The sequence below is a fragment of the Micromonospora yasonensis genome, assembly GCF_026013475.1.
In the GTDB taxonomy this organism is placed as follows: Bacteria; Actinomycetota; Actinomycetes; order Mycobacteriales; family Micromonosporaceae; genus Micromonospora; species Micromonospora yasonensis.
In genome coordinates, this window is sequence record NZ_JAPDPH010000053.1 from 13,894 (window position 1) to 36,275 (window position 22,382).

Annotated in this window: 17 protein-coding genes, 1 pseudogene and 1 riboswitch; of the genes and pseudogenes, 7 read left to right on the forward strand and 11 right to left on the reverse strand. The window is 71.7% G+C overall.

Going from position 1 to position 22,382, the window contains the following annotated elements; all coding sequences use genetic code 11:
• Positions 1-54: 54 nt before the first annotated feature.
• Complete coding sequence (locus tag ONA70_RS13895; RefSeq protein WP_265006825.1) at positions 55-759, reverse strand: CBS domain-containing protein; 705 nt, start codon at positions 757-759, stop codon at positions 55-57.
• A 151-nt stretch (positions 760-910) separates the two neighbouring features.
• Positions 911-1,130: riboswitch (cobalamin riboswitch) on the forward strand.
• A 137-nt stretch (positions 1,131-1,267) separates the two neighbouring features.
• Here ONA70_RS13895 and ONA70_RS13900 point away from each other — a divergent pair.
• The gene (locus tag ONA70_RS13900; protein WP_406601191.1) at positions 1,268-3,667 is read left to right on the forward strand and encodes a ribonucleoside-diphosphate reductase subunit alpha; all 2,400 of its coding nucleotides are present in this window, start codon (positions 1,268-1,270) and stop codon (positions 3,665-3,667) included.
• A 35-nt stretch (positions 3,668-3,702) separates the two neighbouring features.
• Positions 3,703-4,698 carry a ribonucleotide-diphosphate reductase subunit beta gene (locus tag ONA70_RS13905; RefSeq protein WP_265006826.1) on the forward strand — a complete coding sequence of 332 codons (996 nt, stop codon included), beginning with the start codon at positions 3,703-3,705 and terminating at the stop codon, positions 4,696-4,698.
• A gap of 10 nt (positions 4,699-4,708) precedes the next feature.
• On the opposite strand, the gene ONA70_RS13910 is transcribed toward ONA70_RS13905, so the two are convergent.
• From ONA70_RS13910 to ONA70_RS13950, 9 genes are all read right to left on the reverse strand, one after another.
• Entirely contained in the window at positions 4,709-6,355 is a 1,647-nt protein-coding gene (locus ONA70_RS13910) for a glycoside hydrolase family 13 protein (protein ID WP_265006827.1), read from the reverse strand.
• Entirely contained in the window at positions 6,352-8,382 is a 2,031-nt protein-coding gene (locus tag ONA70_RS13915) for a hypothetical protein (RefSeq protein WP_265006828.1), read from the reverse strand. The genes ONA70_RS13910 and ONA70_RS13915 overlap by 4 nt, the downstream gene beginning before the upstream one ends.
• Positions 8,383-8,397: 15 nt before the next feature.
• On the reverse strand, positions 8,398-9,651 hold the full coding sequence (locus ONA70_RS13920) for a Gfo/Idh/MocA family oxidoreductase (RefSeq protein ID WP_265006829.1): 1,254 nt from the start codon (positions 9,649-9,651) through the stop codon (positions 8,398-8,400).
• A 55-nt stretch (positions 9,652-9,706) separates the two neighbouring features.
• The gene (locus ONA70_RS13925; RefSeq protein WP_265006830.1) at positions 9,707-10,777 is read right to left on the reverse strand and encodes a glycoside hydrolase family 130 protein; all 1,071 of its coding nucleotides are present in this window, start codon (positions 10,775-10,777) and stop codon (positions 9,707-9,709) included.
• Positions 10,778-10,781: 4 nt separating this feature from the next.
• On the reverse strand, positions 10,782-11,687 hold the full coding sequence (locus tag ONA70_RS13930; protein WP_265006831.1) for a carbohydrate ABC transporter permease: 906 nt from the start codon (positions 11,685-11,687) through the stop codon (positions 10,782-10,784).
• Position 11,688: 1 nt separating this feature from the next.
• Entirely contained in the window at positions 11,689-12,615 is a 927-nt protein-coding gene (locus tag ONA70_RS13935) for a carbohydrate ABC transporter permease (RefSeq protein ID WP_265006832.1), read from the reverse strand.
• Positions 12,615-13,898, reverse strand: coding sequence for an extracellular solute-binding protein (locus ONA70_RS13940; protein ID WP_265006833.1), 1,284 nt, complete (start codon positions 13,896-13,898; stop codon positions 12,615-12,617). The genes ONA70_RS13935 and ONA70_RS13940 overlap by 1 nt, the downstream gene beginning before the upstream one ends.
• Before the next feature lie 68 nt (positions 13,899-13,966).
• Positions 13,967-15,013 (reverse strand): LacI family DNA-binding transcriptional regulator, encoded by a 1,047-nt coding sequence (locus tag ONA70_RS13945; RefSeq protein WP_265006834.1) that lies wholly within the window; start codon positions 15,011-15,013, stop codon positions 13,967-13,969.
• An 831-nt stretch (positions 15,014-15,844) separates the two neighbouring features.
• The gene (locus ONA70_RS13950) at positions 15,845-16,027 is read right to left on the reverse strand and encodes an antitoxin (RefSeq protein WP_265006835.1); all 183 of its coding nucleotides are present in this window, start codon (positions 16,025-16,027) and stop codon (positions 15,845-15,847) included.
• Positions 16,028-16,742: 715 nt separating this feature from the next.
• On the opposite strand from ONA70_RS13950, the gene ONA70_RS13955 reads away from it, so the two are divergent.
• The 5 genes from ONA70_RS13955 to ONA70_RS13975 all read left to right on the forward strand — a co-directional run bounded on the left by ONA70_RS13955 (position 16,743) and on the right by ONA70_RS13975 (position 22,072).
• Positions 16,743-17,564: an RICIN domain-containing protein gene (locus ONA70_RS13955; RefSeq protein WP_265006836.1), complete on the forward strand. Its 822-nt coding sequence runs from the start codon at positions 16,743-16,745 to the stop codon at positions 17,562-17,564.
• A 365-nt stretch (positions 17,565-17,929) separates the two neighbouring features.
• The gene (locus ONA70_RS13960; RefSeq protein ID WP_265006837.1) at positions 17,930-18,634 is read left to right on the forward strand and encodes a tryptophan 2,3-dioxygenase family protein; all 705 of its coding nucleotides are present in this window, start codon (positions 17,930-17,932) and stop codon (positions 18,632-18,634) included.
• A 109-nt stretch (positions 18,635-18,743) separates the two neighbouring features.
• A complete protein-coding gene (locus ONA70_RS13965; RefSeq protein ID WP_265006838.1) occupies positions 18,744-19,922 on the forward strand; it encodes an aminotransferase class V-fold PLP-dependent enzyme in 1,179 nt (392 codons plus the stop codon).
• Positions 19,919-20,950: a methyltransferase gene (locus ONA70_RS13970; protein WP_265006839.1), complete on the forward strand. Its 1,032-nt coding sequence runs from the start codon at positions 19,919-19,921 to the stop codon at positions 20,948-20,950. Before ONA70_RS13965 ends, ONA70_RS13970 begins: the two co-directional genes overlap by 4 nt.
• Positions 20,951-21,109: 159 nt before the next feature.
• Entirely contained in the window at positions 21,110-22,072 is a 963-nt protein-coding gene (locus ONA70_RS13975; RefSeq protein WP_265006840.1) for a hypothetical protein, read from the forward strand.
• 94 nt (positions 22,073-22,166) lie between these two features.
• Here the strand turns inward: ONA70_RS13975 and ONA70_RS13980 are convergent.
• Positions 22,167-22,382 (reverse strand): annotated as a pseudogene (locus ONA70_RS13980) (ABC transporter ATP-binding protein); the annotation flags it as partial.

Genomic DNA, 22,382 nt, shown 5'->3' on the forward strand with positions numbered 1-22,382 from the left:
CGGCCCTCCGAAGCACCATATCGAGGACTGGCCGCGCCACTCGGGGTGGCCCGGTTACGCCCTGACCGGCTCCGCCGTCCCCTGACGGTGCCGGGTCAGCGCCGATTCGGCCTCCTCGCGGAGCAGGATCCCGAGCAGGCGCCCGTCCGAGCCGGTAACCGGGATCGCGTTGACGTGATGGTGCCGCATGCGCGCGGTCAGCGCCTCCACCTCCTCACTCGGCCGGACGGTCGTGGGGCCGACGGTCATCGCCTGCGCCGCGGTGGCCTGGTCCGGGGGGTGTCGCAGCACCTGGCCGCGGAGCACACCCTGCACGACACCGTCGTCGAGCACGACGCACAAATCCGGTTCGTCGAACCGGCGGCGGATGTCGACGAGTCGCTCGTCGAGGCGGCAGGTCGGCGCGTCGCGGGAGATCACATCGCCGACCAGCAGGGCCTCGCCCTCGTGCGGAAGCCCGTAGGACAGCCAGTCCATCTTCCCGGCGGGGTAGTCATACACCCGTGCGAAGCCGAGCCGGCGCAGCCGTACCGCGGCACGGGGGCTCATGTCGCACTCGGTGTTGTGGCAGTAGACGATGACCGGGCGGCTCCGGTCGAGTGTCGCCGTGCTCTCGGCGCCGAGCTGCTTCAACGGCAGGTTCACCGCGTCCGGCAGGTGAGCCCAGTCGTACTCCGGGCGGGGCAGCACCTCCACCACCTGGGCACGCTCCTGCCGGACCAGGCGCTGAACGCCGTCCCGATCAATGCTGTCGATCATGGCCTGCCCCCTCAGGTCTGCCGTCCGGCTTTCCCCATGTCCGATCACCGAAACCGGCGTGCCGCGCACGCGGAACCCGATTCCAGCAGTGAGACGGATCTGACACGCCGACGCGACATCTGGTGTTGCTCAACCAGGCAGGCGGCCATATATGGTGTCTGACGCAGCTGGTTCGACCACCCTCGGAAGGGGGTGGTCGAGGCAAGAGGGAACCCGGTGGGAGTCCGGGACTGCCCCGCAGCGGTGAGTGGGAACGACCGCCGTCATCAGCACTGGGCCACGCCGTGGCCTGGGAAGCGACGGCCAGTAGGAGACCGGTTTCGTCCGGTCGGGCCCGCGAGTCCGAAGACCTGCCAGCGCGTCGCACACCCTGCCGGGTGTGTGACGGTCCGAGGCCGCGCGGGACGGCCGACGCCCACGGGACACCGCCGATGCCGGCGCGTGTCCGGCGGTGTCTGCACCCTGCGCGCCGAGGCCCATCCGGTCTCGAGCTCGCGAGGAGTGAGTAGTGACAGTCACCGAGGTCCACCCGACCACTGACGGGGTGCCGGGCGACACCGCCCTGCCCGGGCAGCGGCGCGTGCAGATGCACGTCCGCAAGCGCAACGGCGATCTCGAACCCGTCGATGTCAACCGGATCGTCCGGGCGGTCGAGCGGTGGACCGCCGACCTCACCGACATCGACCCGCTGCGGGTGGCGACCCGCACCATCAGCGGACTGTACGACGGGGCGAGCACCGACGAACTGGACCGACTGTCGATCCAGACCGCGGCCGAGCTGATCGGCGAGGAGCCGCAGTACTCGCGGCTCGCCGCCCGCCTGCTGGCGGGATACGTCGACAAGGAGGTACGCGGGCAGGGCATCGGCTCGTTCAGCCAGGCGATCCGGCGCGGCCACGCCGAAGGGCTGATCGGTGACGAGACCGACGCCTTCGTCGCCGCCCACGCGCGCCAACTCGACGACGCCGTCGACCCGACGGGTGACCTCCGGTTCGAGTATTTCGGGCTGCGCACCGTCTACGACCGGTACCTGCTGCGGCACCCGACCAGCCGGCTGGTGCTGGAGACGCCGCAGTACTGGCTGCTGCGGGTGGCGTGCGGTCTGTCGCACACGCCGGACGAGGCGATCGGGTTCTACCGGCTGATGTCGAGCCTGGCGTACCTGCCGAGTTCGCCGACGCTGTTCAACTCCGGTACCCGGCACACCCAGATGTCGTCCTGCTACCTGGTGGACTCGCCCCGCGACGAGCTGGACTCCATCTACCAGCGGTACGCGCAGGTGGCCAACCTGTCCAAGTTCGCCGGCGGCATCGGCATCGCGTTCTCCCGGGTCCGCTCCCGCGGGGCGCTGATCCGGGGCACGAACGGGCGCTCCAACGGCATCGTGCCGTGGCTGCGCACGCTGGACGCCAGTGTGGCGGCGGTGAACCAGGGCGGCCGGCGCAAGGGCGCCGCCTGCGTCTATCTGGAGCCGTGGCACCCGGACATCGAGGAGTTCCTGCAGCTGCGGGACAACACCGGCGAGGACGCCCGGCGTACGCACAACCTGAACCTGGCGAACTGGATTCCGGACGAGTTCATGCGCCGGGTGGAGTCGGACGGGGTGTGGTCGCTGTTCGACCCGGACGAGGCGCCGGAGCTGCCGGACCTGTGGGGCGAGGAGTTCGACGCCGCGTACCGGACGGCGGAGGCGCAGGGCCGGTGGGTGCGGCAGGTACCGGCCCGGGAGCTGTACGGGCGGATGATGCGGACCCTCGCGCAGACCGGGAACGGGTGGATGACGTTCAAGGATGCCGCCAACCGGTTGTGCAACCAGACCGCGGAGCCCGGCAACGTGGTGCATCTGTCGAACCTGTGCACCGAGATCATCGAGGTGTCCAGCGACGCCGAGACCGCGGTGTGCAACCTGGGCTCGGTGAATCTCGCCGCGCACCTGACCGGCGACGGTGTCGACTGGGAACGGCTGCGCGCCACCGTACGCACCGCGGTGACCTTCCTGGACCGGGTGATCGACATCAACTACTACCCGACCCCGCAGGCGGCGGCGAGCAACCCCCGCTGGCGACCCGTCGGCCTTGGACTGATGGGCCTGCAGGACGTGTTCTTCGCGCTGCGGCTGCCGTTCGACTCCCCCGCCGCGCGGGAGCTGTCCACCCGGATCAGCGAGGAGCTCTACCTGACCGCCCTCGAAACCTCCGCCGACCTCGCCGAACGGCACGGCCCGCACCCCGCCTTCGCCCAGACCCGGGCGGCGCGCGGGCAGCTGCAACCGGACCTGTGGGGCGTCACCGGCAGCCAGGCCGCGCGCTGGGACGCCCTGCGGGAGCGGGTGGCCGCGCACGGGCTGCGCAACTCGCTGCTGGTCGCGATCGCCCCGACCGCCACCATCGCCTCGATCGCCGGCTGCTACGAGTGCGTCGAGCCGCAGGTGTCCAACCTGTTCAAGCGCGAAACCCTCTCCGGGGAATTTCTCCAGGTCAACACCGCCCTGGTCGCCGAACTCAAGGCTCGCGGGCTGTGGACCGAGCCGATCCGAGCGGCGATCAAACGCGCCGACGGGTCCGTCCAGGATGTCGCGGCGCTGCCGGCGGAGGTGCGGGAGCTGTTCCGTACCGCCTGGGAGCTGCCGCAACGCGCGCTGATCGACCTGGCCGCCGCCCGCGCCCCTTTCATCGACCAGTCCCAGTCGCTGAACCTGTTCCTGGCCGCGCCGACCATCGGCAAGCTCTCCTCGATGTACCTGTACGCCTGGAAGAGCGGGCTGAAGACGACCTACTACCTGCGGTCCCGACCGGCCACCCGCATCCAGCAGGCCACCGTGTCCGCCGTAATTCCACCGGTGAGCCTCGACGCGGAGGCGCTGGCCTGCTCGCTGGAGAACCCCGAGGCGTGCGAGGCCTGCCAGTGACCACCCCGACCGACACCACCACGGAGACCACACCTATGCTGCTTGACCCCGGGATGGACCTCACCCTCCGCCCGATGCGCTACCCGCACTTCTTCGACCGCTTCCGCGACGCCATCCGTAACACCTGGACGGTCGAGGAGGTCGACCTGCACACCGACCTGACCGACCTCGACCGGCTCTCCCCCGCCGAGCGACACCTGGTCAGCCGGCTCGTCGCGTTCTTCGCCACCGGCGACACGATCGTCGCCAACAACCTCGTGCTGAACCTCTACCAGCACGTCAACAGCCCGGAAGGCCGCCTCTACCTGTCCCGGCAACTGTTCGAGGAGGCGGTGCACGTCCAGTTCTACCTCAACCTCCTCGACACCTACGTACCCGACGAGACCGAACGTGCCGCCGCGTTCGCCGCCATCGAGAACATCCCGTCGATCCGTCGCAAGGCCGAGTTCTGCTTCCGGTGGATCGACTCCCTGCACGACCTGCGCGCGCTGCGTACCAGGGCGGATCGGCGGGCGTTCCTGCTCAACCTGATCTGCTTCGCCGCCTGCATCGAGGGGCTGTTCTTCTACGGCGCGTTCGCCTACGTCTACTTCCTGCGCTCCCGCGGCCTGCTGCACGGTCTCGCCTCCGGCACCAACTGGGTGTTCCGCGACGAGTCGATGCACATGGCATTCGCCTTCGACGTCGTCGACACCATCCGCGCCGAGGAACCCGACCTGTTCGACGACGAGCTCGCCGACCGGGTCCGGCAGATGCTCACCGAGGCGGTCGACTGCGAAGCGCAGTTCGCCGAGGACCTCCTCGGCCAGGGCGTGCCCGGACTGGCCCTGGCCGACATGCGCCAGTACCTCCAGCACGTCGCCGACCGGCGGCTCACCCAACTCGGCATCCCACCGCTGTACGGGTCGACCAATCCGTTCGCCTTCATGGAACTGCAGGACGTGCAGGAGCTGTCCAACTTCTTCGAACGCCGGGTGTCGGCGTACCAGGTCGGAGTGAGCGGGGCGGTCACCTTCGACGACGACTTCTGACGCTGCCCACTCATGTCGACCCGGAGTCCGCGGTGCCCACGGCATCGCGGCACGCCGGGGCGAACCAGACCGCCGTGTCCGGTGGCAGCAGGAGGGCGCCGTCGGCTGGTCGCGCCGGTGCGCTCGCCAGCAGCACCCGGCCGACGCCGGTCAGCGGCACCGCGTGGTCGCCGAGATTGACCGCGCAGGCGAACCCCTCGCCGCGCCGGAACCCCACCACGTCCGGCCCGGCGTCCCACCAGGTCAACTCGCCGGCACCGGCCGTGGCCACCTCGCGCCGTAACCGGATCGCCGACCGGTAGAGGGCCAGGGTGGAGTCGGGTTCGGCCGTCTGCCGTTGCACGCTCCACGACCCCCAGCCGTCGGGTTGCGGCAGCCACGGCCGGCCGGCGGCCTCGGGCGAGAAGCCGTACGTGCTGCCGTCGGCCGTCCACGGGATCGGCACCCGAGAGCCGTCCCGTCCGCGTACGGTCCGCCCGGAGCGTTCCCAGAGCGGGTCGCGCAGCGCCTCGTCGGGCAGGTCCACCTGCGGCAACCCCAGTTCCTCGCCCTGATAGACGTACGCCGCGCCGGGCAGGGCCAGCATCAGCAGGGCGGCCGCGCGGGCCCGGCGCAGCCCCCGCTCTCCCCCGCCGTAGCGGGTGACCGTCCGGACCGCGTCGTGGCTGTTCAGCACCCAGGCCGGCAGGGCGCCGACCCGTCGGTACGCGGCGAGCGTGCGCCCGATGGTGTCCCGCAGCGCCAGGGCGGACCAGTCACACTCCAGCAGCTCGAAGGTGAACGCCTGGTGCAGTTCGTCCGGGCGGACGTAGCGGGCCTGCCGGTCGGCGTCGAACAGGCACACCTCGCCGATCAGCGCCCGCTCCCCCGGCACCGCGTCGACCATGGTCCGCCACTGCCGGTACAGCGGATGCAGGGACGCCTGGTCGAAGAAGGGCATCAGGTGGTTGCGACGGAACTCGATGTGCTGCCCGGGGCCGGCGTCGACCAGGTCGGGGTGCTTGAACAACGCGTGCGCCATGTCGATGCGCAGCCCGTCCACGCCCCGGTCGAGCCACCACCGGATGATCTCCCGGTACTCCGTCGACACCCGCGGGTCGTCCCAGTTCAGGTCGGGCTGTTCGGGACTGAACAGATGCAGGTACCACTCGTCGGGCCCGCCGTCCGGGCTGCGCACCCGGCACCAGGCGCTTCCCCCGAACGCCGACTGCCAGTCGTTGGGCGGCCGGTCCGGGTGCTCCTCGTCGACGGGGTGGAAGACGTACCGGCGGCGGGCGGCGCTGCCCGGCGGTGCGGCGAGCGCCGCCCGGAACCACGGGTGCCGGTCCGAGGTGTGGTTGGGCACCAGGTCACAGACGACGCGCAGCCCGAGCCGGTGCGCCTCGGCGACGAGCGCGTCGACGTCGGCGAGGGTGCCGAAGAGCGGGTCGACGTCGCGGTGGTCGACGATGTCGTATCCGCCGTCGACCATCGGGGACGGGTAGAACGGGGTCAACCAGACGGCGTCCACGCCGAGGGAGGCCAGGTGGGGCAGGCGGGCCGTCACACCGGGCAGGTCACCGGTGCCGTCTCCGTCGGAGTCGGCGAAGCTGCGGACGTACACCTGGTAGCAGACGCCGCCGCGCCACCACGGCTCCCCCGGCGTGGACCTGGTCACCCGCGGACCAGGGTGAAGCCGCCGGGCAGCACGGTGACCCGCAGGTCGGTGGCGGCGCTGGTGTGCCACGAGCGGAGCGCGCCCGCCGCGTCGTACACCTCGACCGTGGCCGGCCCGGTGCCGGCGGTGACCGCCGCGGTCCGGGCGATCCGGGCGGCGCTGCGCAGCAGCGTCGTGCTGTGCCCGTCACCGGCGAGGGTGAGCCGGGAGACCAGCGGCTCCAGCATGACCGCGTCGACGGTGGCGGGGTTTCCGGCCGTCGCCTCGGCGGTCAGTTCGGTGGCGTCGGCGGCGAGTTCGCGGGGCAGGGTGACCGGGAGCAGCGCGCCCGGCGCCGGGGAGGTGCCCTGGGCGCCGACCCGGGCGTGGTCGACCTCGCCGAGCGGCCCGGCGTCGCTGCGCCAGACGGTCCGGGCCGGTACGTCGGGGCGCAGGTCCACCACGGGCAGCACCAGTCGGGGTTGGTCGGCCGGCTGGAGCTGCCAGCGCAGCCCGGCACCGGCGGGCAGCTCGACGTAGCTCCCGCTGATCAGCGACTCGCCGGTCCACGCCGACGGTGGGGTGACCACGGTCGCACCGCCGCGGCGGGTGGCGTCCTCGGCCTCCAGGGTCAGCGTGCCGACCCGTTCCACGATCCGGCTCTGGCGGGCCAGCGCGACCAACTCCGGCCGCGCGTCCAGGGCGAGCATGCTGAGCAGGGTGTGGATGGTGGACTCGGCGCCGGAGTTGCGGTTGACCTGCCCGTCGCCGTTGATGCCGTCGATGGCCCGGCCGGTGCGCGGGTCGTACCCGGGTGTGCCGGCCGGGTTGGCGCCGAACCACCAGGCGGCGGTGAGGGCGGCGAGTTGCCCGAATCCGGAACGTCCGGTGGCGTCGGCGACGGCGAGCAGGGACTGCACCCGGGAGTCGACGCCGTAGGCGATCTGGGTCCGGTCGGTCCGGGTGGGCAGCCGGCCGTTGTCCGGACCACCGGAGGTGAGCAGCCAGGGGGTGAAGACGGCGGCGTCGGTGACGGCGGGGTCGAGCAGGGCCCGGTCGCCGAGCGCGTGCCCGGCCCGGGCGAGCGCGGCCGGCATCTGGCCTCCCCAGCCGTGCCAGACCGAGCGGGACAGCGCCCAGGGACGCACCGCACCGAACGGCCATTCCCGCACCCCACCGTCGGCGAGGGCGGCGATGCCCTCGGCGAGCTGGCGCAGCGCCCGGCGAGCGGTGGCGCCGCCGCCGGCCTCGACGTACGCGGCGAGTCCGAGGACCGCTTCGGCGGTGGCGTCGGCGCCGTCGACGATCAGCCAGGCCGGGGTACGCTCCCCGTCGATCACCTGCCACTGCTGGTAGCGGACGAGCACCTGGCGCTGCACGGCGGCGACGGCCAGATCCAGGCGGTCGCGCAGGAAGCCGGCGAAGCCCGGGTCGGTGCCGCGGAAGGCGGCGTACCCCTCGCCGAGCGCCCAGATGGTGCGGGCCAGCCAGTACGACGGGCCGCTGTCGGACGGGTCGGGCAGTTCCTTCGGCTCAGCGCTGGGGTTCAGCGTGCCGTCCGGCTGCATCCACAGCACCACGTTGCCGGCGTACGGGCCGTCGGCGGTCTGCAAGTAGGTCAGGCCGCGCAGGAGCTGGTAGGCGGCGTCCCGGCTGGTGGTGGCCCCGGTCAGTCGCCAGTGCCGCAGGTAGACCACGGCGGCTCGGGAGATGTCGTCGGCGTTGTACGCCCCCTGCCCCCAGGTGTCGGTGTCCGGGTGGTACGCGCCGCCGCCGACCCGGCGGAACTCGCCGTCCGGGCCGGGCTCGGCGTAGGTCCACAGCACCCCGACCTGCGGGGTGTCGGCGAGCCGGTAGGTGGTGTGCCCGGTCTGGTCCGGCGGCGTGACGTGCTGCCGGAGGAAGTCCAGGTGGGCGAGGTTGGTCAGCGGCCCTTCCGGTGCCGCCGCGCTCGGGGCACCGGCGAGGGCGGCGGCTGCGGCCGGGGTGGCGGTCAGCAGTGGGGTGGTGACGGCGAGGCCGCCCAGCAGCAGCGATCGGCGTTTCACGAGGTACCTCCTCGGTCAGGACGGGCAGGCGGTGGTGGCGGGTTCCGCGGATCGTCCGAGATGGACGGTGCGGTCCTCGCGGGCGGAGCGGGCGGCCGCGGCGGCGACGGCGACCGCGGTGACGCCCTCGGTGACTCCGGCGGCGGGCCGACCGCCGGTGCGGACGCAGCGCACCAGGTCGTGCATGGCGGCGCGCACGCTCTCGGCGTAGACGTACGGCTTGGCGGCCTCGCCGCCGAGGTCGACGGTGAGGTGGCAGCGGTGCGGCAGCCGCCGCTCGTGGCCGCGTTCCCGGGCCTGTGCCGGGCCGGCGTGCCGGTGCACCGCCACCGTGACGGCCGGGTCGCGCAACCGGTGGCCGTCGACGGCGAGCAGTTCCCCGGCCCGGGCCGGCAGGCTCTCGACCAGCGCCGCGCCGGCGTCGTCGGTCCAGAGGTCGACGGTGGCGTGCACCGGGATCCAGCCGGTCACCCGGGCCTCGGCGGTGCCGAAGTCGATCCGCATCAGTTGCCGCTCGCAGCGGTGGGCGTGGCTGAAGCCGTGCGCGAAGGTCGCCACCGCGCCGTCCGGGTAGCGGGTGGTGGCGACCGCCAGGTCGACCAGGTCGTCACCGGGGCGGCGGCCGAGCATGCCCTGCACCGATTCGGGGGTCGTGCCGACGAGGGCGTCGGCCGCGTCGAAGAAGTGCACGCCGTGCTCGACGAAGATCCCGCCGCTGACCCGCTCGTCCCAGAACCAGTGCTCCGGGCCGAGGTCCTCGTCGCTGGCGTCGTTCTCGAAGGCGAGTCGCCGGACCGGACCGAGCAGCGGGTCGGACGGGGAACCGGGCGGCGCGGCGAACCCTGGGTCGAGCAGTCGGGCCAGCGCCCGCAGCACGGGGTTGTAGCGCAGCACGTGGTCGACCACCAGGACACGGCCGGTGGCGGCGACCGCGTCCCGGATCGCGAGCGCCTCGTCCTCGTTGACGGCCAGGGGCTTCTCGGCGAAGACGTGCCGGCCGGCGCGCAGCGCGGCGAGCGTGGTCTCCGCGTGCCCGGCCGGCGGGGTGGCCACCACCACGACGTCCACGTCGTCGGCCGTGACCAGTGCCCGCCAGTCCGGCACGGGCCGGGCGGCCAGGATCCCGGCCAGCCGCCCGGCCCGGTCGGTGTCCGGGTCCGCGACCACGGTCACCGTCACCTCCGGCAGGTCACGCAGGGCGCCGGTGAGGAAGGTGGCGAAGCCGCCGGCGCCGACGACGCCGAGGCGCAGCGCGGCCGGGCCCGTCACCGGAGCCGTCCCGTCCGACGCGGCCGATCGGGCCATGCGGCCCGGCCGCACCGGCTCACCGGACACGGTCGAGCCGGGCGACGCCGATCTTGGCGTCGGCCATTCCGTAGAAGACGTACCGGACCCCGTCGACCTCCTCGATCGCGGTCGGGAAGACCACGTTCGGGACGGTGCCGGACCGCTCGTCCTCGGTCTCGGGCACCAGGATCGGCTCGGCGGTGCGGGCCAGCACCCGACCCGGGTCGGCCGGGTCGAGCAGCATCGCCCCGGCCGCGTACTCGACCTTCTGGGTGCTGGGGTCGAAGGTGTCGGGGATGTGGCCGGTCACCCCGTGGTGGATGAGCAGCCAGCCCTCCTCGACCCGCACCGGCGGCGGGCCGGCGCCGATCTTCAACTCCTCGTAGGGGAACTCGGACAGGGCGACGCAGCGGTGGTCGCGGAGCCGGACCAGGGCGGTGAGGTCGGCGTGCACCTCCTCCGCCGGTACGTAGGAGATCCAGATACCGGGCCGCTCGTCGGTGATCCCGGCCGGCAGGTGCACCCCCTCACCCGGGCGGAACCAGCCCAGGTCCCACATCGGCCGGTGCAGCATCGCGTAGCAGGGCCGGCCGTCCGGGCCGGGTACCGGCTCGGGGAAGAAGACCGCGTCCTTGTTCGGGAACAGGTTCAGGTCGGTATCCAGGCCGGGCTGGTACGCGAACTGCACCGGACCGAGCCGGCGCCAGGTACGCAGGTCGGTGGAGACGGCCAGGGCCAGGCGTGGGCCCAGCGGACCGTAGGCGACGTACGTCATCAGGTGGCTGCCGAGGCCCGGCACCCAGGTGGTGCGCGGGTCCTCGACCCCGGCGTTGTTCAGCCCGCGCTCCCACCCCTCGTCGGGGGCGAGGACGACGCCACGCCGGACCACGCCGGCCGGTACCCCGTCGCGGAACTCGACCTCGGCGAGCCCGACCCGGGAGACGTTCCCCTCGGCGACCAGCCGGGGCAGCAGGTGCAGCTTCCCGTCCGGGGTACGCCCGCTGGCCGGGTTGAGCACCCCCTCGGCTTCCAGCGGCTCCCCCGGTGCGGGCGCCATGACGACGCCCAGTCGGGTGAGGGTGTACGGGACGGCGGTGGAGACAGTCAACGGTTCAACCCTTTACGCCAGATCCGATGTTGGTCGAGGTGAAGTGCTTCTGGAAGGCGACGAAGAGCGCCACGGCCGGGGCGGCCAGTACGCAGGCGCCGGCCAGGATCGCGCCATACGGGTTGGCGGTCCGCGCGGCGACGTTGGTCATGTAGTTGGCGAGCGACACGGCCAGGGGTTGCATGTCGGCCTGCTTGGTGATCAGGAACGGCCAGAGGAACTCGTTCCACGGCCCGATGAACGTCAGGAGCACGGCGGTCAGCAGCGCCGGGCGGACCAGCGGCAGGGCGATCGACCACAGGATGCGGACCTCACCGGCTCCGTCGGTCCGGGCGGCGGCGAACAGGTCGTCGGGCAGTTGCAGGAAGAACTGCCGGAAGACGAAGACCGCCGTGGTGTTGATGGCGAACGGCAGGATCATGCCGAGATAGGAGTCGGCCAGGCCGTAGCTGCGCACGATGAGCACGTAGAGCGGGATCAGCAGCAGTTGGAACGGCACCACCTGGACCAGCAGCACCAGGGCGAACAGCGTGCCCCGCCCACGGAAGCGGAGCCGGGCCAGGGCGTAGCCGGCCAGTACGCCGAAGACCACCGTGCCGAGGATGACGCCGCCGGTGAAGATGCCGGAGTTGACCAGCGACTGGAGCAGGTCGACCCGCTCGTTGATGTCGCGGTAGTTGCCGAGGGTGAGGTTCGTCGACGGGAGGGCGCCGGCGGGCGAGGTGTCCGGCTCGGCCTGCAGCGATCCGATGAGCATGTAGTAGAACGGGAAGAGGAACGCCACCGCGCCGGCGGCGAGCAGGACCGGGCGCAGCACGGTCCAGCCACGGCCGGACGCCCGTCCGGCCGCAGCCTGGGTGCCGCGCCGCCGCACGGGACGCGGCGCGATGTCGGGCACGACGCGGGTCATGTCAGGGCCTCTCCAGGATCCGCCGGTTGATCAGTGAGACGGTGACGACCCCGATCACGAGCAGCACGCCGATGGCGGCCGCGACATCCGGCTGCCCCTGCTCGATGCCGCGCTGGTACATCAGCAGGACCGGCGAGGCGGAGGCGCCGTTCGGCCCGCCGCCGCCGGTGAGCAGGTACGGCTCGGTGAACATGTTCGCGCCGGTGATGGTCGCCACGATCACGACGAGCGTGGTGGCGGGGCGGACGGCCGGCACGGTCACCGAACGGAACCGCTGCCAACGGTTGGCCCCGTCCACCGCCGCCGACTCGTACAGTTCGTTCGGCACGTTCTGCAGTGCGGCCAGGTAGAGCAGGATGAAGAAGCCGAGTTGTTTCCAGGCGACGTAGATCGCGACGGTCGGCATCGCCAGGTGCTCGCTGACCAGCCAGGACGGGTCCGGTGCCAGCGGGCCGAGCAGCTTGTTGACCAGGCCGCCGGAGTTGAACAGGAACAGCCACACGCCCACCACCGCGACGCTCGCGGTCACGTACGGCACGTAGTAGGCCACCCGGAGGAAGGTGCGCCCGCGGATGGCGCCGTTGAGCGCGGTCGCCAGCAGCAGTGCCAGGACCGTCGTGAGCGGCACGTTGATCAGGAGGAACACGATGATGTTCCCGAACGCCTGGCGTACGGCGGGATCACTGAGGACGGCGGTGTAGTTCGCCAGCCCGACGAACGGCCGGTCGACCGGTACGCCCGGCGCGGTGAAGAAGTAGTCGTGGAAGCTGATCCACACCGCGAACCCGAACGGGTAGGCGAACACCAGCGCGAGGAACGCCGCGTACGGCGCGACGAGAACCGCGCCGACCGGGTGGCGGCCGAGAACGGCCGCCACCCAGCGCTGCGGGCCGCGCCGGGATGCGTCCCGACTGAGCGGCCCGGTCATCAGGACTGCCCGGCCAGCCCGGTGGCCTTCTTCGCGGCCTCGGAGAACGCCTCCGCCACCGGCCGCTTGCCGAAGATCACCGACTCGGAGTACGCGTCCCGGAACGTCTGCCAGATGGTGATGGAGTTGGCCGTGTTCGGCACCTCGACGGTGCGCCCGGCCTGGTCGGCGAAGGCCTTGTAGGCCGGGTTCTTGGTGAAGTAGTCCGGGTAGGTCGACGGCAGGTCGGCCCGCAGCGGCATCTGGCCGGTGGCCTCCAGCAGAGCCCCGTCCTGCTCCTTGCTGGTGGCGAACTTCAGCACCTCCCATGCGGTGGCGCGGTTCTTGCAGGCCGAGTACATGGCGACGTTCTTGGCATCGCTGAAGGTCTTGACCTCGGCCGCCGGCTTGCCCGTGGAGGTCGGCACCGGCGCGGCGCCCCACTTCACCTTCTTGCCGTACACGGCGATCGCCCACGGGCCGACGATGGCCATGGCGGCCTTGCCGTCGGCGAACGAGTCGCCGTTGTACTTCTCCTTCGGCGCGAGGCCCTCGTCGTAGAGCTTCTTCCAGAACTCCGCGACCCGCAGGCCCTCCGGCGAGTCGAACTGGGCCTTGCCGTTCTCCACCAGTTGCTTGCCGCCGGTCTCCGCGGCGAACAGCGGGTAGAAGTCGAACCACGACTGGAAGAACTCGCTGCTCGGGGCCGGGTAGATCGCGGCTGGCGCGGCGCCGGACGACTTGATCTTCCGAGCGGTGGCGAGGAACTCGTCGTACGTGGCGAGCGGCGGGTTGTCCGCGTTGACGCCGGCCTTCGCGAGGATGTCCTTGTTGTAGAAGATCATCACCGGGTTGGACTTCCACGGAATCTGGTAGAACTTGCCGTCGGGGGACTTGTACTGGTCGGCGGCGGCACCGGTGCGCTGCTTGATGTAGTCGGCGGCTCCGTCGAAGCTGTCGAGCGCCACAAGCCCGCCCTGCTTCTGGAACTGCGGCACGGCGGCCGGGGCGGTGTTGAAGATCAGGCACGGGGCGTTGCCGGCGGTGATCGCGGCGCCGATGACCTCCTCCGAGGACTTGCCGGCCGGGATCTCCTGCGCGGTGATCTTCTGATCGGCGTGCTGGCCGTTCCACGCCTCGACCATCGCGTTACCCCAGGCCAGCTCCTCCTTGTTGTTCGACAGCCAGATGGTGATCGGCCCCTTGGCCGAGGAGTCGGCCTTGGTGCCGGAGCCGCCGTCACCGCACGCTGCGGTGAGCCCGAGGGAGAGGACGAGGAAGGCGGCGGGGACGGTACGTCTCATGTCGATCTCCGATCTCGACTGCCGTGACGGTGCGCCGGGCCGGGGCGAGGCAACGCCCGGAGGACTGGTCACGGCTGTTGGTGTGGGTGTGGTGTGGGTGGTGGAGCCGTGGAGCCGCGGACGACGAGCTGCGCCGGAGGCATCTCGACGTCCGCGCCGCCGTCGCCGTCGATGAGGTCGAGGAGGGTACGGGCGGCGACCCGGCCCCACCCCGACGGATCGGTCCGGACGCTGGTCAGCGACGGGCTGATGTGGGCGGCCAGTTCGGTGTCGTCGAAGCCGGTGACGGAGAGCCGGCCCGGGACGTCGACGCCGCGTTCCCGGGCCACCGCCATGCCGGCCATCGCCATCACGTCGTTGGAGTAGATGATCGCCGTCGGCGGATCGGCCAGGTCGAGCAGCTGATGGGTGGCCCGGGCTCCGCCGGCCGCCGAGAAGTCGGAGGACACGCACGGCCCCGGCGGCAGCCCGGCAGCCCGCAGCGCGATCTCCCACGCGTCCCGCCGGGCGGCGCCGTGCAGGAAGTGCTCCGGGCCGGCAACGTGCGCGACGTGCCGGTGCCCCAGCTCCACCAGGTGGTTGACCGCGGCGGCGATCCCCGGCTGGTCGTCGACCAGCACCGCCGGGAACGGACTGGCCACGTCGGGACGGCCGAGGGTGACGGCGGGCAGCCGCAGCTGCCCCAGCAGGGCGATCCGTGGATCGGCGACCCGGAGGTCCAGGAGGAAGACCCCGTCCACCCGGCCGTCGGCGGCCAGCCGCCGATAGCCGTCCTCCTCCGCCCGCCGGTTGGTGACCACCTGCAGGACCAGCGCCTGGTTCCGTTCGGCCAGGACGCGTTCCACCCCGGCGATGAAGGCGGGGAAGAACGGGTCGGCGCCGAGCAGTTCCGGCGCGCGGGCGAGCACCAGACCGACGGCGAAGGCCCGGGAGGCGGACAGGGCGCGCGCCCGGTGGCTCGGGGTCCAGCCCAGTTCCTTCGCCGCCGCCAGGATCCGCTGGCGGGTCTCCTCCGCGACCCCGGGCCGGCCGTTGAGCGCGAAGGAGACCGCTCCCTTGGAGACGCCCGCGGCACGGGCGACGTCGGTGATCGTCGGTCGACGTTGCCTGACCAACGTGGCCTCCTTCCGTGCCGGTGGGGATGCGGTCCACGTCACTAAACCGGTTTGAAGGATGCTAGACCGGTTTAGCGGATGGATCAATAGCCGTCGCTCGACGTCCTTACCTCGCCTCACGCCGCGGCCCCTCAGCTAGAACGAGTGAGTCCAGGTCGTATGCCGCGTAGTCGGCCATCACCAGCGTCCCGCTCCGCCGCACCTGCTCGGCGACCGTCGCCTGCCCGATCGGTGGCAGGGGCGGTCGCGGTGATGCCGGCTTCGCCGTCCGGGACGGGTTGGGGACGGGCACGTCGGACGGGGGCATTACCGGATCACCGGTCGGGTCGTGGGTCGCCGCCGGTACCGCATTCGACGGCAGGCTGGTCGACGGTACGGGAGCCGGGCCCGCGGTGAGCGCCGTGGGCGGCGGCGACGCGGAGACGGCCGGGGCCGCACCGACCCCTCTCCCCGTACAAGGTAGACAGCCGCCGTTGGCCGCCGATGGTAGGCGCCGCCGGCAAGCCCGCGAATGCCGCCGGGCCAGCCGGAACGAGTGGTTCGGGACGTCGCCCTATCGATACCGGCAGGAGTCGCCCCGCAGGGCGGCGTCGGGCAGCGGCACCGCTGACGGGATGCCGGGCGGGGCACTTCGGCCGGCCGGGCCAGCGCCGTCAGCGCCGCGCCGAGCAACTGACGAGGAGCAGGCCCCAGCACCGTCGCCGCGCCGCTCCGGCTGTCACTGTCTCCCCCTGCGCCCAGGCCCATCCGGCTCGCCCGGCGCCCTGACGGCGGCGGGCGCAAGTCCGGCGCGCCCGGGCACGGCGGGACGCGCCGGGTGCGCGGACACGGTCAGCGGTTGGGGTTGCCCTGGTTGATACGCTTCTCCGCCGCCTGCTCGCCCTGCTGGACCTGCTTGTCGTACCGCTCGCCGGTGCGCTGGTCGACCTGCTGGCCCGCCTTCTGAACACCCTCGTCGGCCTGCTTCGGATGCTGCTTGGCCAGATCCTCGGCCTTGTCCGCGAAGTCACGCATGTCCGGATCTCCTCTCCTCCGCCCGTGCCTTCCCCGCGACCAGAGGCACAAACAGAGTGCGGACCATCGAGATTGCCCGTTCGCTTCGCCCCATTTGTTCGCAAGGAACTGCCCAGTCGCATCGCGGGCAGGCCGGCTCGAAGTCACAACTTTGCGTGAACCGCAGAGCAGATTTGGGGTGCGCCGCCGATGGCGGTCGGTAATCGACGCTGTTGATCGGCCGCAAGCCCCCCGGAAATCCTCGGTTACCGTCGGTGAGTTCGCCGCAGACTGCACCATTCGCACTCATTGTGCGGCGGGGCCGGGCCGCCATACGATGACGTCCGTCTATAGCCGACGCGACCGGCGGAAGGCGCGTCGACCCGCACCTGCGCGCAGTTCATAAGCAGGCCCTACCCCCTCCCGATCGAAAGGCCCTGACCGCATCGAAGGTGAAGCCGCCCGGCCAGCAGCGCGGCGCGCTCGGCCGGGTGCAGTGAATAACCCCTGTCCTCAGGAGGCGTGTGTGCGATCCGATCCCGTAAGCAGAAGATTCCCGCGGTGGCGGGGCGTGGGCCGGGTTCGGCCGGCGCGACTGTTGGCCGTGGCGTTGGCCACCGTATTGATGGTTCCGCTAGGGGCCGCCTCAGCCTCGGCCGCCGGTACCGCTGGCGCCGCCGGTGCCGGTGGACAGGTGCCGGCATCGCTGAACGCGGGGGCCGGTGCGCCCACGGGCGTGACGGTCCTGGCGGCGTCCGCCGCCGCGACGGTCTGTGCCAAGGTGGCCGCCAAGGCCGGCTTCTCGTACACCGCGAACGTCAGCACCTCTGCCGGTAACGTCCGGCAGATCGTGGTCGCCGTGGCGATCGCCATGGCCGAGTCAGGCTGCAACCCGTCGGCGACGGGCCAGAACCCCGGCTCGATCGACCGGGGCCTGTGGCAGATCAACAACTACTGGCACCCCGAGGTCAGTGACGCCTGCGCCTACCAGGTCCAGTGCAACGCCAACGCGGCGTGGAACATCTCCAGCCACGGCAGCAACTGGACCCCGTGGTCGACGTACAACAACGGGGCGTGGAAGACCTACCTGGACACGGCGCGCACCGCCATCACCGGGTTTTCCTTCCAGCTGAAGAACCGGGGCGCCGGCACCTGCCTGGACGCCATCTCGTCCGACGTACGCAACGGCGGCCGGATCGCCCAGTGGCCCTGCAACAGCAGCGACACCTACCAGCAGTGGCGCGTGGTGGTCGGTGCGAACAACTACAACCCGGTGCTCCAGAACGTCGGTACCGGCACGTGCCTGGACGCCGTCGCGTCCGACGTACGCAACGGCGGGGCGATCGTCCAGTGGGCCTGCAACACCACCGGCGATTCCTACCAGCGGTGGTGGTTCTCGGGCAGCGGGCAGCTCAACACCAACGGCGACGCCAACGCCGGACTGCACAACGCCGGTTCCGGGACGTGCCTGGACGCCAACGCATCGGACGTCGGCCAGAACGGCTCCATCATCCAGTGGGCTTGCTCCGGCAGCGACCTCTTCCAGCTGTGGAACTGACCGCGTGACAACAGGCCCCGCGGGCTGACCTGCCTGCGGGGCCCCAGCTGGCCAGGCGACCAAGACGCGAAAGTGAGAGCCCCCGACGTCGGTGTCGCGGGCTCTCGCATGCACAGGTGGCCTACCCGACCGGCGGCGCCGGGTAGACGGCGGTCGTGCCGCAGTAGCTGGGCAGCAGAGCGGTGTCACGAAGCAAACATTGGCGAGTATATATGTTCATCTTCAATCGGATGGCCGCAGTTCCGTTCGCGACTCATCGGACATCGATTGTGAATTAGGGGTAGCGCATCGCCGTCCATCGTTGGATGATTGCCGCCGACGTACGGCTTATCCCGATCTGCTGACGCCACTCGAAGGACTGCTGCGTGAAGCGTGAACATGCCCCTGTGCTGCCGGGCACCGCTGCTACGGACTACGCGCGATATATGCGTACGGATGAACTGCTCAGCCTGCAACGGTCCTCGGCGGAGATGATTCACCGTGACGAACTGCTCTTTCAGGTGGTGCACCAGTCCGCCGAGCTGTGGCTGAAGCTCGCGGCGGCCGACCTGACCGAGGCAACCGCCCGGGTGGATGCCGGGGACCTGGCGACGGCCGAAACACTGCTGGTCCGCGCGACACTCGCCGTGCGGCTGGTCACCGACGATCTCGAGATGTTCCGGCATCTGTCGCCGGTGGACTTCCAGGCGATGCAGCCGGCGCTGGGCAACGGCTCCGGTGCCGAATCGCCCGGTTGGCACCGGGTCCAGGCGGCCAGCCGGCAGCTGGGACGCGCGTTCGCCGACCACCTTGCCGCACAGGGGATCCCGGCGGCGGCACTGTGCCCGACGGACCCGGCGGATCCGGTGCACCGGCTCGCCGAGGCGATGGTGGACTGGGACGAGCAGGTGTCGCTGTGGCGGTTCCGGCACTACCAGGTGGCCCTGCGGGTCGGGGGCCACGCGCCGGCCGGCACTCCGGGCAGCAAGGCCACCCTGCTCGGCAAACTCATCGGGCACCGGTTCTTCCCGGACCTGTGGCAGGCCCGACTCCGCCCCACGGGCGACGGGCCCGGCACCGCCCAGCCCTGACCATCCGCGCGCCTTTCCTTACCCGGCATTGCTGGACGAATTCCCTCGGCTTGGCAGCCACTTTGTCGACCGATCCCCGCCCGATCAATCCGACCGGAGGCTATTCCGCGTGAGCCGACCCGACCCGGCACCCGGCCCCGACACGCCCCAACGCCTCGACGATACGGCGCACGAGGCCCTGCGCGCCGAGTTCCCGCTGCTGCGGACCTGCGTCTACCTGAACAACAACTCCACCGGCGCGGTGCCGAGGGGTGCCGAGCGGGTGCTGCACGACTACTGGGAGACGCTGCGCACCTGGCGCGACGATGTGTGGCAGGGATGGTTCGTCGACCTCGACCGGTACGCGGACTCGCTGGCCGCCCTGCTCGGTGCGCCGCCGGGCAGCGTGGTCACCGACGCGAACCTGAGCACCCTGCTCGCCCGGGTGGCGTCCTGTTTCGACTACCGCCCGCCGCGCAACCGGGTCGTCACCACCGACCTGGAGTACCCGACGGTTCCGTTCGTCTTCCGGGCGTTCGGCCGCTACGGCGCCCACCTCGACGTGGTCGGCGCCGGCGGTCCCCACCTCGACCAGGATGCCCTGGAGGCGCGCCTCGACGAGCGGACGCTGCTGGTGTGCGTATCGCACGCCAGCTTCATCTCCGGTGCCACGGTCGACCTGCCCCGCCTGGTCGCCCGCGCCCACGACGTCGGCGCGCTGGTCGTGGTGGACGCCTTCCAGACCGTGGGGGTGGTGCCGCTGGACGTCACCGCCCTCGGCGTCGACGTCGTCCTCGGCGGCGCACACAAGTGGCTGTGCGGCGTCGGCACCGCCTTCCTCTACGTCCGCCCGGATCTGGTGCCGAAGCTGGCGCCGGCGGCCACCGGCTGGCAGGCCGGGGACCGGGCGTTGACCTTCCAGCCCTCCACCGGCTGGGCACCCGGCACTCGGCGGTTCGCCGGCGGCACGCCGTACCCGCTCACCTCGTTGGTCTCCCAGGTCGGTCTGGACCTGCTGGCCGGGATCGGCGTCGAGGCCATCCGGGCACACTCGCTGGCCCTCACCCAGCGGGTCCTGGACCGGGCCGGAGCGGCCGGGATCGCGGTGGTCAGCCCCACCGCGCCGCACCGCCGCGGCGGCGTGGTGTGCCTGGACGTTCCCGACGGTGAGGCGGTGAAGCGCCGGCTGGCCGCCCAGGGCGTGATCTGCAGCTGGCGCGGCTACCTTCGCGTCGGTCCGCACGTCTACAACACCCTCGACGAGATCGACACGTTCATGGACGCGCTGGAGAAGGAGCTGCCCCGGTGACCCTCACCCTTTCGCCACGGGCGCTGATGAGCCTGCTCGCCAACGGTCCCAAAGCGATGGACGTGCTCGAGACGGCGTTCGACATGGGCCTGCTCGACGCGTTGGAGCCCGGGCCGGCCCGGCTCGACGCGCTGGCCACCCGGTTCGGGGTGCGCCCGCTGCGGCTGTACAAGTTCCTCGACTGTCTGGAGAGCCTCGGCTTCCTGGCGCGCGACGAGCCGGGCGACGACATCGGCGCCACCGGTTACCGGGCCGTGCCGGGGTTGCGCGACGCGGTCGCCGCGGTGGTCGGCCCTGGCGCGGTGGAGCGGGACCGGGACCGCTACCCGTGGCGGCGGCTGCACGGCCGGCTGGGTGCCAGCTTGCGCGGCGAGGTGAGCATGAGCGACGACGATTTCGCCTGGCCCCCCAAGACCGACGCCCAGACCGCCGACTTCGAACGCAGCATGGCCGTCGGGCTGACCCCGGTGATCGAAGCCGTACGGCGGCACGCCGATCTGCTCTGGCCGGACCGACACCGCCTGCTGGACGTCGGCGGCGGCGACGGGACGCTCGCCGCGCACGTGCTGGACACCGCGCCGGGCCTACGGGCCGACGTGTACAACCTGCCGGCGGTGGCGCCGCTGGTGGCGGCCACCCGCGTTGCCCGGGGCCACCCGGAGCGGCTGGGATTCGTCGGCGGCGACTTCCGCACCGAACCGCTGCCACGGGGATACGACGCGCTGTCCTTCGTCCGGGTACTGCACGACTGGCCCAACGAGGTGGCCCGCCGCCTGGTGGAGCAGGCGTACGAGGCGCTGGAGCCGGGCGGAATGCTGCTGATCTGCGAGGAGTTCCGCACTCCGGACCGGCTGGCCATGCAGTTCTTCTGGAGCTACTTCCTGATCGGGGTGGACAACTGCGTCAGCCGGCTGCGCGAGGTGGAGTTCTACACCAAGCTGCTCGCCGAGGCCGGCTTCGAACGGGTGGCCGTGCTGCCCGGCGCCTGGGAGTTGGTCACCGCGTACAAGCCGGCCTCCGTCGGCTGACCGCCCGGGCCGGCGGTCCGTCAGGTCCGCCATCGACCCGCCCGCGGCGGCGACCATCCAGTCTTGAGCGGGATTTCACCGGAGGTGGGGACAGCCCTACCGCCGATTGCCAGGCTGACCGTATCGATCCGGATCGGTGGTGGTGCGAGCGTGTACGCCATGACGAACGAGGCGCTGATCGCGCATCCCCCGACCCGGATGCGCCTGCACCGGCCGCTGGTGTTGCTCGCCGGGCTCATGATGATCCTGGCGCTGGTGTCCCTGGCCGGGCTCCTGGTCGACGACCGCACCGTCAACGGCAGTCCGGTCTGGCTGAAGCCGCTCAAGTTTGCGGTGTCGTTCGCGCTGTACGGCGCGACGCTCGCCTGGATGCTCCGTCTGGTCCGGCGTGGCCGTTGGATCGCCTGGTGGAGCGCCAGCGTCGCCGCGGTCGCGACCGCCGCGGAGGTGGGCACCATCGTGTCGCAGGCCGCACGCGGGCGGGCCAGTCACTTCAACGTCGCGACGCCGTACGACACGGCGGTGTACGACCTCATGGGCCAACTCGCCCTGGTGATCTGGCTGTCGACGTTCGTCCTCGCCGTGGTGGTCTCCGTCCAGCGACATTCGGACCGCGCCGCGCTGTGGGCCATGCGGTTGGGGATGTTCGTGTCGCTGGCGGGCATGTTGGTGGGCGTGATGATGGCGCAGCCGACGGTCGCGCAGCAGCGCGTCGCCGATGCCGGTGGCGTGCTCACGGTCAGCGGTGCGCACGCGGTCGGCGCGCCCGACGACGGCCCCGCGATGCCGCTCACCGGCTGGGCGACGACCGGCGGCGACCTGCGCATCGCGCACTTCGTCGGCATTCACGCGCTCCAGGCGCTGCCCCTGCTGGCCTGGCTGCTCACGATCCTGGCCCGGCGGCACCCCCGGCTCGCCGTGCCGGCCGTGCGGGTACGGCTGGTCGCCGTGGGCGCGCTCGGGTACGCCGGGCTGGTCGCGTTGCTGGTCTGGCAGGCATCGCGCGGTCGGGCGCTGCTGCAGCCGGACGGGCGGACCTTGCTGACGGCGGCCGCTCTGGCCGCGGCGGTGAGCCTGAGTGCGGCCGTGGTCGTCCGCCGCGCGTCCGTCGCCACGACCTGACGGCTCCGTGCAGTAGCGCGCCGATCAGGGTGGCACCCTCGCGGGCGGGCCGCCGGCCAACTCGGAAGGAAATAGAAACTTGGCCTGCCGTTCGTCATCGGTCGGCACCGCCGTGCCAGGAGTGCCAGAGGGCCGCGTAGGCACCACCGGCGCGAACGAGGTCGTCGTGGCTGCCGAGTTCGGTGATCCGGCCGTCCTCGATCACTGCCACCCGATCGGCGTCGTGCGCGGTGTTGAGACGGTGTGCGATGGCGATGACGGTACGCCCGGTGACGACGGCGGCGAGCGCCCGTTCGGTGCGCCGGGCGGT

What these genes read in the sequence shown, in the direction of transcription:
- ONA70_RS13895 (WP_265006825.1), bottom strand. Translation starts at nt 759, where the DNA reads ATGATCGACAGCATTGATCGGGACGGCGTTCAGCGCCTGGTCCGGCAG.
- ONA70_RS13935 (WP_265006832.1), bottom strand. Translation starts at nt 12,615, where the DNA reads ATGACCGGGCCGCTCAGTCGGGACGCATCCCGGCGCGGCCCGCAGCGC.
- ONA70_RS13905 (WP_265006826.1), top strand. Translation starts at nt 3,703, where the DNA reads ATGCTGCTTGACCCCGGGATGGACCTCACCCTCCGCCCGATGCGCTAC.
- ONA70_RS13975 (WP_265006840.1), top strand. Translation starts at nt 21,110, where the DNA reads ATGACGAACGAGGCGCTGATCGCGCATCCCCCGACCCGGATGCGCCTG.
- ONA70_RS13940 (WP_265006833.1), bottom strand. Translation starts at nt 13,898, where the DNA reads ATGAGACGTACCGTCCCCGCCGCCTTCCTCGTCCTCTCCCTCGGGCTC.
- ONA70_RS13930 (WP_265006831.1), bottom strand. Translation starts at nt 11,687, where the DNA reads ATGACCCGCGTCGTGCCCGACATCGCGCCGCGTCCCGTGCGGCGGCGC.
- ONA70_RS13950 (WP_265006835.1), bottom strand. Translation starts at nt 16,027, where the DNA reads ATGCGTGACTTCGCGGACAAGGCCGAGGATCTGGCCAAGCAGCATCCG.